This is a genomic window from Bacillus sp. FJAT-29814 (genome assembly GCF_001510715.1).
In the GTDB taxonomy this organism is placed as follows: Bacteria; Bacillota; Bacilli; order Bacillales; family Cytobacillaceae; genus Neobacillus.
This window is the reverse complement of the sequence record NZ_LMTJ01000012.1, coordinates 32,706-46,470: the sequence shown is the minus strand read 5'-3', so window position 1 is coordinate 46,470 and position 13,765 is coordinate 32,706. Positions and strand designations below refer to the sequence as shown.

The 13,765-nt window shown below is 43.1% G+C and carries 12 protein-coding genes; all 12 read right to left on the bottom strand.

All coding sequences use genetic code 11. The annotated features are described in order from the left end of the window. Positions 1 to 605: 605 nt before the first annotated feature. A complete protein-coding gene (locus AR334_RS25450) occupies positions 606 to 2,954 on the bottom strand; it encodes a DNA translocase FtsK (RefSeq protein ID WP_066320694.1) in 2,349 nt (782 codons plus the stop codon). Between the two features lie 127 nt (positions 2,955 to 3,081). Next, positions 3,082 to 3,318 carry a YlzJ-like family protein gene (locus tag AR334_RS25445; protein WP_066320693.1) on the bottom strand — a complete coding sequence of 79 codons (237 nt, stop codon included), beginning with the start codon at positions 3,316 to 3,318 and terminating at the stop codon, positions 3,082 to 3,084. Continuing rightward, positions 3,315 to 4,070: a ClpP family protease gene (locus AR334_RS25440; protein ID WP_066320691.1), complete on the bottom strand. Its 756-nt coding sequence runs from the start codon at positions 4,068 to 4,070 to the stop codon at positions 3,315 to 3,317. The genes AR334_RS25445 and AR334_RS25440 overlap by 4 nt, the downstream gene beginning before the upstream one ends. 93 nt (positions 4,071 to 4,163) lie before the next feature. Beyond that, a complete protein-coding gene (locus tag AR334_RS25435; RefSeq protein ID WP_066320690.1) occupies positions 4,164 to 5,831 on the bottom strand; it encodes a ribonuclease J in 1,668 nt (555 codons plus the stop codon). Positions 5,832 to 5,951: 120 nt separating this feature from the next. Continuing rightward, complete coding sequence (gene dapA / locus AR334_RS25430; protein WP_066320688.1) at positions 5,952 to 6,824, bottom strand: 4-hydroxy-tetrahydrodipicolinate synthase; 873 nt, start codon at positions 6,822 to 6,824, stop codon at positions 5,952 to 5,954. A 61-nt stretch (positions 6,825 to 6,885) separates the two neighbouring features. After that, the gene (gene dapG, locus AR334_RS25425) at positions 6,886 to 8,130 is read right to left on the bottom strand and encodes an aspartate kinase (RefSeq protein ID WP_066320687.1); all 1,245 of its coding nucleotides are present in this window, start codon (positions 8,128 to 8,130) and stop codon (positions 6,886 to 6,888) included. A 29-nt stretch (positions 8,131 to 8,159) separates the two neighbouring features. Continuing rightward, positions 8,160 to 9,209: an aspartate-semialdehyde dehydrogenase gene (gene asd / locus AR334_RS25420; RefSeq protein WP_066320681.1), complete on the bottom strand. Its 1,050-nt coding sequence runs from the start codon at positions 9,207 to 9,209 to the stop codon at positions 8,160 to 8,162. Between the two features lie 178 nt (positions 9,210 to 9,387). Continuing rightward, a complete protein-coding gene (gene dpaB / locus AR334_RS25415; RefSeq protein ID WP_172799305.1) occupies positions 9,388 to 9,990 on the bottom strand; it encodes a dipicolinate synthase subunit B in 603 nt (200 codons plus the stop codon). Next, positions 9,987 to 10,886, bottom strand: a complete 900-nt coding sequence (dpaA, locus tag AR334_RS25410) for a dipicolinic acid synthetase subunit A (RefSeq protein ID WP_066320678.1) — start codon at positions 10,884 to 10,886, stop codon at positions 9,987 to 9,989. The genes dpaB and dpaA overlap by 4 nt, the downstream gene beginning before the upstream one ends. 160 nt (positions 10,887 to 11,046) lie before the next feature. After that, positions 11,047 to 11,289: a YlmC/YmxH family sporulation protein gene (locus AR334_RS25405; protein WP_066320676.1), complete on the bottom strand. Its 243-nt coding sequence runs from the start codon at positions 11,287 to 11,289 to the stop codon at positions 11,047 to 11,049. Positions 11,290 to 11,379: 90 nt separating this feature from the next. After that, positions 11,380 to 12,618, bottom strand: coding sequence for a pitrilysin family protein (locus AR334_RS25400; protein ID WP_066320675.1), 1,239 nt, complete (start codon positions 12,616 to 12,618; stop codon positions 11,380 to 11,382). 97 nt (positions 12,619 to 12,715) lie between these two features. Beyond that, on the bottom strand, positions 12,716 to 13,663 hold the full coding sequence (locus AR334_RS25395) for a polysaccharide deacetylase family protein (protein ID WP_066320672.1): 948 nt from the start codon (positions 13,661 to 13,663) through the stop codon (positions 12,716 to 12,718). Between the last annotated feature and the right edge of the window lie 102 nt (positions 13,664 to 13,765).

Sequence of the window (13,765 nt, the reverse complement as noted above, 5' to 3'; positions counted from 1 at the left end):
TACTAACACCATTTATTAATAAATTTATTAATTGGTTGAAAAACATTATTGACACTTTTACACAAAAGAATGGACTTGACTCATAGAAAGGTTGTATGCGACCGAAACGTTGGTTGTTTCTAGCATTGGGTCGCATAGAAAGGCTGTATGCGACCGAAACGTTGGTTGTTTCTAGCATTGGGTCGCATAGAAATGTTATATGAGACCAAGGAAGATGTCTTTCAAAATGATTGGTTGAATAGGAGAATAAATATAAGGGGGTTTTTATTTAGAAAGCACAGTCCTATTAAAAAAAGAGCTTAATTATAATTGATTATGTGGAGAAATCCTTATCGATAAACACTTTGTTGATTTGCGCGGAAGGAGCGAAGACTCCTGCGGGAGTACGGGGCAGGGGAGACCCCGCAGGCGCTTCAGCGCTGAGGAGGCTCCCCGGCACGCCCGCGGAAAGCGAAGCTCCTGGAGCGCAAATCAACAAAACAAGTTGCATAGACTTTACAACAATAATACACAAATTAACGCGGTTAATAAAAAAGATGATGAATAAAAGCTGCCGATGGTTTTTCGACAGCTGGCAGGGTCAATCGGCCCTGTTTTTTTATCATTTATGAGCTTTTTTCTTCATCTTGTTTGGCCATCAATACAGCCCGTGGTTTACTGCCTTCATAGGGGCCTACAACACCGCGGACCTCCATTTCATCAATTAAGCGGGCGGCCCTGGTATAGCCGATTCGAAACCGGCGCTGCAGCATGGAAACGGATGCAGTTTGCATGTCAATCACAAGCTGGACTGCATCATCATACAAGTCATCATCCACCTCTCCAGCTGCTTCAGGAACATCATCTGGAATCATTTCCTCTTGATACTGCGCCTTTTGCTGGGAAATAACGAATTCGACGGTATTCTCGACTTCCTGGTCGGAAAGGAATGCACCTTGGACGCGGACGGGTTTCGTTGCTCCAACCGGCATGAACAGCATATCTCCTCGTCCCAGCAGCTTTTCGGCTCCTCCCATGTCCAGAATCGTCCTGGAATCGGTCGCACTCGAGACGGCGAAGGCGATACGTGAAGGAATATTCGCTTTAATAACCCCGGTAATGACATCAACGGAAGGACGCTGCGTGGCAATGATTAAGTGAATGCCAGCAGCACGGGCCATTTGCGCAAGCCGGGTAATCGAATCCTCCACGTCTGATGATGCAACCATCATTAAGTCCGCCAGCTCGTCGACAATCACAACGATATAGGGCAGGAGCGGCTGTTTATCATTCTCTTCAAGATTATGGGTCCTTACATGATCGTTATAGCCTTCAATGTTTCGCGTCCCGGTATGGGAAAATAATTCATATCGCCGCTCCATCTCACTGACAACCTTTTTTAATGCCTGCGACGCCTTTTTGGGATCGGTCACGACCGGAGCCAGCAAATGGGGGATTCCATTATAAACATTCAGTTCCACCATTTTAGGGTCAATCATCATCAGTTTAACCTCATGCGGTTTTGCCCTCATGAGCAAACTGGTAATAATTCCGTTGATGCAGACACTTTTTCCACTTCCAGTTGCCCCCGCAACAAGAAGATGGGGCATTTTGTTTAACTCGGCTACAACCGCTTCACCGGTTATGTCCCTGCCAAGGCCAATTAAAAGCTTGGCGTCGGGCTTATTGTTTTGTGTTGCTTCCAATACCTCACGTAAGGAGACCATTGAAACTTCTGAATTCGGGACTTCAATTCCGATGGCTGATTTTCCTGGAATCGGCGCTTCAATCCGTATGCCTTTTGCGGCAAGTGCCAAGGCAATATCATCACTCAAGCTGACAATCTTGCTTACTTTTACGCCAACATCTGGATGTACTTCATATTTCGTTACCGCCGGCCCAAGATGGACTTGAGTAACCCTTGCCTTAACGCCAAAGCTTTGAAACGTCCGTTCAAGCTTGGCTGCATTTTTATTAATAAGTTCAAATTCACCGCTTTGGTCGGTTTTCTTAGGCATCTTAAGGAGCCTGAGCGGCGGCAGCTGGTAGTCGACATTTTCAACCTCAGTAAAAGTGATTGGCGGAGTATGGTCTTCTTCCGCCTCCTCGTGTTTACTGCGTCTTGTTCTGGTTTGTTCCTTCTGCGGTTTTTCCTTTGGCGTTTCATCACTAAAAGCCCGGTCGGCAAAGTTGGAGATAATCGGTTCCGGAACGATTGGCTCGTCCAACGGAACAGCCTGTCCCGCATTAATGATTGGCTGATTACCTGCAGGTTGATTTTCTTGCTCCTCCAGCCTCCGGGTCCTGCGTTCATTTTTTCGATCCTGCTGCTTTTGTTTCCACTCGGTCACATCTGTTTTAAAGGCAGTCCATTGTGTTTGGGCAAAGCCGGAAATGGCCACCAAAATTTTAGCGAGGAAATCCCCAAAGGACTTTCCGGTCAGTAGGATAAATCCGACAAGAATAAAAATGAATGCAATAATTTTCGTCCCGGTTTCAGCAAACAAATAATGAAACAAGGCATACAATATCGCACCTAGTATTCCCCCGCCAAGGTCCGTCGTACTTGTTTCACCACGCAATTCCATCATAAACAGTTCCCACGTATTCCCGATCACGCTTGGGTTTTTAAATTTCCCTTCGTTTGTCAACAAGTGAAAAAGGGTTACGTGACTTAATAGCAGAATAGCTGAAACAATAAAATAGCTGCCCACTAATTTAATATGAAAGAAAAAAGGTATTTCTCTTTTCCACATTAAATAAATGCTTAGTAGAACAAGGCCGAGCAAACTGAGCATATACCATTCACCCATCCAAAAACGGAAGAATATAACAGTAGCCCGTCCGACAGCCCCCAGTTTTGCAATCGAGATAATCGTTATTGCGAGAATAAGCAAGGCGGATAACTCATATTTAACCGTCCGTTTAAGCTGGGTGTCCCTTCGTTTCGGTTGTCGTTTCTTTTTTTTAGCCATTTAATCACCTTGGTTATTAATCAATTTGGTCGCAATCCTACTGTAAAGCGCCCATCTAAAAAGGAAGAAGCAGCCCTGTTAATTGGCTGCTCTTGTCTCATTTCCCTCATTATACCATAGTTTTTTCTCAGATTTCCTGATATCCATTAAGATTTGCAAAAGAAATTTTCGTTCCAGGACAAATCTGCTCATTTAAAAAATGCTGCGGGTCACTACTTAAAACCCGAATTACTTGGGCATGCTGGCCATCGACCGCTTCCACCAATAGAGGTACGCCCTGATAGGAAACCGTCTGCTGGTTAGCTAAAGAATCAGTTTCATAGGGGAAGATTAATTCCTGTGGCATCATTGTGTAAAGAATCATTGAATCAACCCCTCTTTATTTTCCCTTTTCAACTCAATAAGTTCATTTAATTTTTTCATGGCCTGCCCAAGCCCGCCGATTTCATCAATTAATCCAACTTTTACCGCATCTGCCCCGATCACATTTGTACCAATATCTCTAGTTAAATTTCCTTTTGCAAACATTAAATCCTTAAAGGTCTCTTCTGGTATCTTTGAATGTTTTGTTACGAAATTGACGACCCGCTCTTGCATTTTATCCATGTATTCAAAGGTTTGTGGCACTCCAATTACCAAGCCTGTAAGCCTGATCGGGTGAATGGTCATGGTCGCTGTCTCGGCGATGAAAGAATAATCGCAAGAAACAGCGATTGGCACCCCAATAGAATGCCCGCCTCCTAGGACAATCGATACCGTCGGTTTTGACAGAGTGGCGAGCATCTCGGAGATGGCCAGGCCTGCCTCGACATCACCGCCAACTGTATTTAGGATGATCAGTAATCCTTCGATGTTCGGATTTTGCTCAATTGCCACCAGCTGGGGAATAAGATGTTCATATTTCGTTGTTTTGTTTTGCGGCGGCAAGGCCAGGTGTCCCTCGATTTGACCAATAATCGTTAAACAATGGATCTTCGAATCCGGCGAAAGCTGCGGTACATTTGTTTGTCCGAGCTGCTGGATTTTTTCAATTAAGCCGGAAGCAGGTTTTTCCTCTTTTTGAGGCTCGCCGCCTTCTTGATTATTGGATTGGAATCTATATAAATCGCGGTCCATTCAAATACTCCCTTTCAAACATGATATAGGTTAGTATTTACTGGCATGATAAATTCATGCAAAAAAGCACCGGGGAAATCCCCAGTGCCTTTGTTAAATTTCCATAATAATCGGCAGAATCATAGGTCTGCGTTTTGTTTTTTCATATAAATAGCGGTTTAAATCATCTCTGATTTCCTGTTTAAGGCTAGCCCAGTCGAATGTGGCTTTTGCAATATTACGGTCAATTATTTCCCGGACCAATTTTGTCGAATCGTCCATTAATTTTTCCGATTCACGCACATAGACAAAACCCCTGGAGATGATTTCCGGACCTGCAGCAATTTTCTTTTCCTGTCTAGTCAGCGTTACCACGACAATCAAAATGCCGTCCTGTGACAGGAGTTTCCGGTCGCGCAAGACAATATTGCCAACATCACCAACGCCAATGCCATCAATCAGAATATTGCCCGAAGGTACTTTTCCTGTGATGGCAATGCGTCCATCTTTCCACTCAACAACGTCCCCACGGTCCGGAATGCAGATATTTCCATCAGGGATGCCACATTCCAATGCGATTTTTCGATGTGCCTTTAGCATCCGGTACTCCCCGTGGACAGGAATAAAGAATTTGGGCTGCATTAGGTTAATCATAAACTTTAATTCTTCCTGACTGCCATGGCTTGTCACATGGATGGTCCGCTTGCCCGAAACGACATTGGCACCTGCACGGAACAGCATATCGATCGTTTTATACAAAAATACTTCGCTGCCTTTTAATGGTGATGCCGCAATAAGGACAGTATCGCCCTGTTGAATATTCACATATTTATGTGTCTGCTTCGCCATTTTTTGCAGCGCTTCAATCGGTTCCCCTTGCGAACCTGTCATTAAGACAACAATTTCACGATCCGAGAAATTCTTTAGCTCCTCTACCGAAATAATTAAATCGTCGGCCACTTCCAAATAGCCGAGGTCCAAAGCAATATGATAAATACGCTCCAGGCTTTTGCCAACGACGGCCACTTTTCGATTATGCTCAGCAGCGGCATCAAAGATATGCTGAATTCGGTTTATGTCTGAAGCAAAACAGGCAGCGATAATTCTCCCTTGTGCATTATAGAAAGCATTGGACAGTTCGCGTTCCACAATGGCTTCAGAAGTTGTATAACCTGGTTTTTCAGCCTCAGTACTGTCAGATAGCAGGCATAATACCCCCTGCTCGCCAATCGCAGCCATTTTTCCGATTTCAGGCTTGTAAAGTTTTGTGGCGGCCTGATCAAATTTAAAATCACCGGTATAAACGATAACCCCTTCGGATGTATGCACACAAACTCCCACAGAATCGGGGATGCTATGGTTGGTTCGGAAAAAGCTCACATTAACCGAATCCAATTCAACAACCGTATCTGAATCTACTTCAATAAAGTTTGCATTTTTGTTATAGTCTTGTTCTTTTAGCTTTGCCCCCGCCAGCGCCAGCGTCAATTTTGTGCCATAAACAGGGACGTCAGTCAGTCCCAATACATAGGAAAGAGCGCCAATATGATCTTCATGTCCATGTGTCAGAAAAATAGCCTTGACCCGATCCTTATTTTCTTTTAAATAGGTAATATCCGGAATGACCATATCAATGCCGAGCATCTCTTCCTCGGGGAACATTAAGCCGGCATCTATTATCAATATGTCCTTGTCCACTTCCACAAGATACATATTTTTTCCAGTTTCCCCTATCCCACCAAGCGATATAAACTTAATGGAATGATTTTTTTTCTTTATCACTACCCGTTTCCTCCTAAGTTGGTTTATGCCGATCGAAATCAGTTATGTTTATTATACTTGAAACAAGAAAATCTTTACAATCAAAAAAAAGAAAACCAACCGAAGTTGGTTTCCTTATGATCAAAGTGTATTTAAAATTGATGCTAAAGTTGCACGTTCCTGCTCTGTCAATCCTACAAGCGGCAGTCTGACAGAACCTACATCCAACCCTTTTAATTGCAGGGCTGTTTTAACCGGTGCCGGACTTGGTGCCTTAAATAGGCCTTCCATAATCGGCAGCAGCTTTTGGTGCAAGGCTGCCGCTTTTTTCGTTTCTCCATCAAAGAATGCCTTCACCATTTCCTGCATTTCATTTCCGATTACATGTGAAGCTACAGATACCACTCCCGTACCGCCAATTGAAAGGACTGGAAGCGTGGCCGCATCATCACCGCTGTAGAGGACAAAATCATCAGCCGTGTTGGCAATAATGTGGGTCATCCCATTTAGATCGCCACTCGCTTCTTTTACCGCCACAATATTTGGTATTTTCGAGAGCCGAATAATCGTTTCAGGCACAATATTAACTACCGATCTGCTTGGGATATTATAGACCATGATAGGAAGAGATGTGGACTCGGCAATGGCCTTAAAATGCTGGTAAAGACCTTCCTGATTAGGTTTATTGTAGTATGGCGCCACCACCATAATGCCGTCCACACCAACCTGCTCCGCTTTTTTTGTCAATTCGATTGAAGCGTAGGTGTTGTTGCTGCCCGTCCCGGCAATAACGGGGATTCTTTTGTTCACAACCTTCACAACATGATCAAATAATGCCAACTTCTCTTCCTTTGATAGAGTCGGTGATTCCCCAGTGGTTCCTGCTACGACAAGCGACTCAGTTCCATTTTCTATTAAATAATTGACCAACTTCGTGGTTTTGGCAAAGTCAATATGCCCTTTTTTATCGAAAGGGGTGACCATCGCCGTGGCTACTCTCCCGAAATGAACCATTTTGTTTACTCCTTTCAAAAACGGATGCATGTATTAATGGAACCCGTGTTCCTTAGCCTGTTTAAAAATCAGTTGCGTTTAGCTCAAGCGACTCTTCTTCTAAATGAAAAGCATCGTGCAATGCATTAACCGATTTTGCCAAATCATCCTGTTTCACGAGTACCCAGATTGTTGTATGGCTGTCTGCAGATTGCAAAATCCGGATTCCCTTATCGGAAAGAGCTGTTACAATTTTTGAAGTGACGCCCGGAACACCGGCTATTCCTGCACCAACAACCGAAACTTTTGCACAGTGACGCTCCACTACGGGGTCATGTCCCAATTCATTTAACACGGTGATCGCTTTGTCAGTCATGTCATCAGAAACTGTGTAAACGACCCCATTTGGTGAAATATTGATAAAATCAACGCTGATTTTTTCATTGGCCATCGCTTTAAACACTTCAGCTTGCAAGTAATACTGTTCTTTTTTCGCAAACACTTTAATTTGCGTGACATTGGAAACATGAGCAATCCCAGTTACTAGACGTTCCTTAATGTCGCTTCCCCGATTGTGTTTGCTGATGGAAGTGACCAGTGTTCCAAGAGAATCGGAATAGGTTGAGCGAATACGAATTGGAACCTTTGCCTGCATCGCAATTTCAACAGCCCTTGGATGAATAACCTTCGCTCCCTGATAGGCCATATTGCAAACTTCGGTATAAGTGACAACCGATAACGGACGGGCATTTTCAGCAATCCGTGGATCTGCTGTCATAATACCTTCCACATCTGTAAAAATATCAATCCACTCGGCATTAAGTGCTGCACCAAGGGCTGCCGCCGAAGTGTCACTGCCGCCGCGGCCAATGGTGGTCACATCGCCGTTTTTCGCTGAACCTTGAAAGCCCGCCACAACTACGACATCATTGCTTTCGAGCTCCCTTAACAGCCGGTCGCATTTCATTTCAATAATTTTTGCATTCGTATGGTCATTATTGGTCCGGAAACCTGCTTGCGAACCGGTTAACGCTGTTGCATTTATCCCGCTTTCCACAAGCATATTTGTAAACACTACACTAGAAATCACTTCGCCGCAGGACAATAATAAGTCATGTTCCCGTTTTGAGAGTCGGCTTGCATTCCCGCCAATCAAAGACAATAGTGTATCTGTTGCATACGGGTCGCCGCTTCTTCCCATAGCTGATACAACTACGACTACTTTATAACCGTCAGCTAATGCCTTTTCGATATGTCCTTGCGCTTGTATTCTGCCTTTTTCATCTTTAACAGATGTACCGCCAAATTTTTGTACGATGATTTTCATGGTGACACCAAAACCTGCCTTTTTGGCTTTTATTTTACTAACCCTAATTTCACTAATCTTTCCGCTATTTGTACTGAATTCCAGGCTGCTCCTTTGAGGAGGTTGTCGGAAACTACCCACATATGAAAACCTCGTGGTTCATCGATATCATTTCTAATTCTGCCTACGAAGACCTCATTTTTCCCAACACAATCTGCTGGCATTGGATATAGCTGATTCTCAGGGTCGTCCTGTAAAATCACACCTGGAGCATCCTTTAACAGCTCTTTGATTTCGGCTGCATCCACATTGTCTGATTCAATTTCAAAGTACACCGATTCAGAATGGCCAACTGCAACCGGGAGACGAACACAGGTTGCAGAAACATGCAAATCTGGCGAATGCATAATTTTCTTTGTTTCATTGATCATTTTCATTTCTTCAAATGTATAACCATTTTCTTCGAATTTATCAATTTGCGGAATCGCATTGAAAGCAATTTGATAATGTTTTTTATCTGATTTTACCGGAAGGATATTTGTTTCAAAGGACTCGTTATTTAAAATTGCTTTGGTTTGCTCCATCAATTCTTCGACCGCGGCGGCACCCGCACCTGAAACAGCCTGATAGGTAGAAACAATGATTTTTTTCAGGCCATACCTTTGACGAATCGGTTCTAACGCTACAACCATTTGGATTGTAGAGCAATTTGGATTGGCAATAATCCCATTATGCTGAAGCAAGTCGGCTTCATTTACCTCAGGGACTACTAAAGGAATATCGGTACCCATTCGGAACGCACTTGTGTTGTCCACAACGATGGCGCCTCGTTTTACGGCTTCTGGGGCAAGTTCTTTTGATACACTGCCTCCTGCTGAAAATAATGCGATTTGCACTCCTTCAAAACTCTCAGGCTTGGCTTCTTGAACGATATGGTCCTCACCGTTGATATTGATTGTTTTCCCTGCAGAACGGGCAGATGAAAGCAAAGTAAGCTTTCCGATTGGGAAATTCTCTTTGATTAATGTTTGGATCATCTGTTGTCCAACCGCTCCTGTTGCTCCAACAACGGCAACGTGAAAACCGTTTTGCTGACTCATTTTAGTTCCCCTTTCAAATCCACTGGCTGGGTTATTTCCTGCTTTTCTTCCAGTTTTAATATTAGTTTATTGGTCAACCTCATCAGTGGGTTAAGGAAATAACCCACTGATGAATGATTATTTTATTTTATCATATTCCTAGAAAGAAATAACCTTTTTTAAACATTGGGGAATGAATTTAATCTCCATCTTTAAATCTTTCGACTAGAACAGGCTGCAACTGCCTTCCTTCCAATGCCGCTTCCACGGTTTGAATCAACAATGTCATTCTTGCTACCATCGAGTTTGGTTTCTTGAGTGGGTCATCCTGGCCATATGGGATAAAGTAAATGTTTTTGGTGGCCATTAATCTCATCAAATTCACGCCATTTAACCCTAAAGCATCATTGGTGGATATGCCAAGTACAACCGGCTGTTGGTTTCTTAACGTCGCTTTGGCCGCCATTAACACAGGGCTGTCATTAATGGCATTGGCAAATTTGCTCATTGATACACCCGTCATCGGAGCAATGACCATGCAGTCCAATGGCGTTTTTGGCCCTAATGGTTCCGCCTTGACAATCGAATCGATTACCTTATTACCTGTTAGATCCTCAATCCGCTGAACCCAGTCCTCGCCTTTTCCAAATCGGGTTTCGGTATTTTTCACGGTAAATGTGACAATCGGAACGACCTCTGCACCGGCTTGCACCAGTTTCTCAATTTCCGGAAACACAGCGTCATACGTACAATGGGACCCGGTTAGGCCAAATCCAATTCTTTTTCCATTTAAGCTCATTATGCATTCCCCTTTCTATTTTGACCGGACTCCCTAAGCAATTGTGTAAGAACATCGGCTAAAATCTGCCCGGCCGTTTTAGGAGCGACAATCCCTGGCAAGCTTGGTGCAAGCAATGCTTTAATCCCCCGCTTCTCTGCATACCGAAAATCAGTACCGCCAGGTTTAGAGGCAATGTCAATCACAAGGGTATGGGGCGGCAGTTTTGCTATGACTGCCGGAGTGACAATTAAAAGGGGGATTGTATTTATTAAAATGTCAGTGTCTGTTACCTCTTTTTCCGTATTATCCAAATGAAATGGTTTTAAGCCCATTTCGGTAATTCTGGCAAGATGCTCGCTTTTTCTTGCCCCGACCTTTACTTTTGCCCCGAGCGCATGAAATGCCCTGGCTATGCTCATCCCGCACCGGCCTAATCCAAGCACAGTCACATTGGAGCCATGAATGGTAAAGTCGGTATGCTGAATGGCCATCATAATTGTTCCTTCCACGGTCGGGATGGAATTATAAATGGCCACATCGTCCCTCGCAAACAACTGGACAAGTTTTTTCTTGGACTGCTTTACGATTCCATCCAGATATGAATTGGTAATTCCGGAATAAATCGTACAATGTTCAGGCGTCTTTGAAAGAATATCTTCTGTTAGGACTACTTTCTCGTTAGAGAAAATGGTCTCAACCTGCCCTTCTAAATTAGTGCCTGCTACTGGCAAAATCATTGCATCTATATTCGAAAAGTCAACCTCATCCAGCTTTTCCTTGACTGCACCGGTGAAGGCGTGGTCTAGCTGCTCAAAACCGATTAATGACAATCTTGCATCCAATTCGGTTAACTTTCGGATAATTTCCAGCTGTCTGGCATCTCCACCAATAACGGCTATCTGCATCCCTGTCAGCATGAAAATATTCACCTTCTTTTTTAAAGAATCCTTTTGCAATCTCTCTTTGAGCTTTTCACTTCAACATCTTATGTAACAAAGATTCATTCGGTGAGTATTCCACACTTACGAAATAAAAAAAGCCCAAGCAAATGTTGATTTGCTTGGGCTTTTGACACTTTTATTCATCCTCCTGAACATCAATAATGATCATATCGGAACCGATTTTTTTGATGTGTTGCCAGGGAACCCGGATTTCTCCTCCTTGCTTGCGAAACCCGAACCATTTTACCGAAGGAATTAACAGCGCCTGAACTTGTCCGGTAGTTTCATTGATTTCCAGATCCGTCTGCCCCAATACCCCAAGGCGCTCTGCCTTCTTCACGTCCACTATTTCTTTACCACTTAACTCACTCAGCCTCATATAAAGAACTCCCCTCAACCCTTTTTATATTAGTTTATAGAAGGAAGTCCATATTTAGACTATAGAAAAAACAGTTCGGAAACCGAACTGTTAGATTAATTTATTTGGAAACTCTCCGTCAGGACTGATTAATGAAACAGAGAATGTATCTTTAAATACATTCCTTGCCATGTCATCCACGCTCGCTTTTGTAACTTGATCGATTTGATCAATAATTTCATCAAGGGAACGATGGCGTTTTAATAGGAGTTCATTCTTGCCATTACGGCTCATCCGGCTATTTGTGCTCTCCAAGCTTAACATTAAGCTGCCTTTTAGCTGCTCCTTGCTGTTGGTCAGCTCCTTGTCGGTGATTCCGGTTTGTTTTAATTTTTCAAGCGTTTCCTGAATGGTTTCGTATAAAACATTCAGTTGCTTTGCCCCGGTTCCGCCATAGATGGTTACGATCCCGCTATCTTGATAAGCTGAGTGATATGAGAAGACGGAATAAGCTAAGCCGCGCTGTTCGCGCACCTCTTGGAATAATCTAGAGCTCATGCTGCCGCCAAGAATATTATTTAAAGTAATCAGGCTGTAAATATCTTCATGGCCAACCTTCAAGCCTTCAAAACCAATGCATAGGTGTGCCTGCTCGGTTTCCTTTTTACGGGAAATCCGATTAGAATGGAATACCGGGATATTCTCCATATCCTCTTTGCTGCTGCCGCTATAGGAACCAAAATAGGCTTCAACCTCATGAATAAAGGTTTCTGGTATATTCCCTGCAATGGAAATGACAACATTCTCAGGTGTATAGCGCTCATGAATATAATCCTGAAGCGATTGCCCAGAGAAGGTATTTAATGTTTCCTCTGTTCCCAAAATTGGATAACCTAGCGGATGATCCTCGTAGACTGCTCTGCTGAGCAGGTCATGAACGATATCATCTGGTGTATCCTCATACATTTTAATTTCTTCAAAAACAACATTTTTTTCTTTCTTTAATTCCTCTTCGACGAAGGTGGAATTAAAGAACATATCTGCAAGTACGTCCAAGGCAAATTTTGAGTGGGTATCAAGAACCTTGGCATAATAGCATGTATATTCCTTGGAAGTAAACGCGTTTACCTGACCGCCAATGCTATCGAAAGATTCGGCTATTTCTTTGGCAGTTCTGGTCTTTGTTCCTTTGAAAAACATGTGTTCCAGGAAATGAGAAATTCCATTATTTTGCGGATTTTCGTTCCTTGAACCTGTACCGATCCAAATCCCTATTGCGACAGAGCGAACGGTAGGAATTTGCTCTAATACGATTCTTACTCCATTTTGGCATGTGTATTTGTTTATCAATCGACTTCCTCCTGTCTATAAACAGCAGATGCTTCTACCCATTAGATAATTATACCTATAATAACTATTTTATCCAACTTTTAGGTTCTTGCCCCTATTATTTAATGATTCTTTCCTCTGACATAAGTTCGGATACGGTGCCAATTTTTAAGTTTTTTTCCTTAATCAAGGTAATTAATCGGTCCAGCGATTTTGCTGTCGAGTCGGTCGGATGCATCAACACCATTGAACCGTTATCAATTTTTGAAATCACCCGATTAATTAGAACATCTGGGGCGGGTTTTTTCCAATCTACTGTATCCACTGTCCACAACACTGTCTTCATATTTAATTCCTGGGCGATTTTTACCGTTTCTTCACGGTAGCTTCCGCTTGGCGGCCCAAACCAGGTTACTTTTTTCTCTGTTACTGCTTCAATGATTTCATTGGTTTTTATTAGCTGCTCTCTGGCCTGCCCCGCAGTCAGCTTTGCCATGTCCGGATGTGAATAGGAATGGTTGCCGACTTCGTGGCCAGCACTTACAATCATCTTTGCCAGCTCCGGGTTTTTTTTAACCCAATTACCTTCAAGAAAAAAACTGGCCTGGACATTATGTTTTTTCAATGTTGCCAGCATGTCCGGCAGATATTCATTCCCCCAGGCCACATTAATGATAAAGCTTACCATCGGTTTTTCTGGATGACCTCTGTAAATCGGCGAAGCAGGTAGATCAGTAAGCCCTACCTTTGGTTTGATTTGGGTATAGACGAGTCTCTTTTCGTCAAAAACCCCTTTTGCTTTCATATTTTTATAAGAAGCCGCAATGTCGACTTTCAACCCATTGTAACCGGGCATCGCTTTCCAAACGCGATCTATTTTAGCATCGGAAGCCGGTTTTTCATATGTAGGAGCATTTTTTAAAATGGTTTGATAAAGCTCATCGGTTTGTTTAATTGCCGGTTGTTCGGCGGGTCTTAAAGAACCAAAATAGTTGTTCACAAATGGATTGTCAATCGCAACCCAGGCAACCAAGCAAAACAATATCATTAAACTTACCCTTTTCATTTACCTTTCCCCCTCTTCTATACAGATTATGTATAAAACGGACAAGGTAGAACGAACGAAAAGTCAGGGACAGCTAATGCCCCTGACTTTTGTAAACAAGTT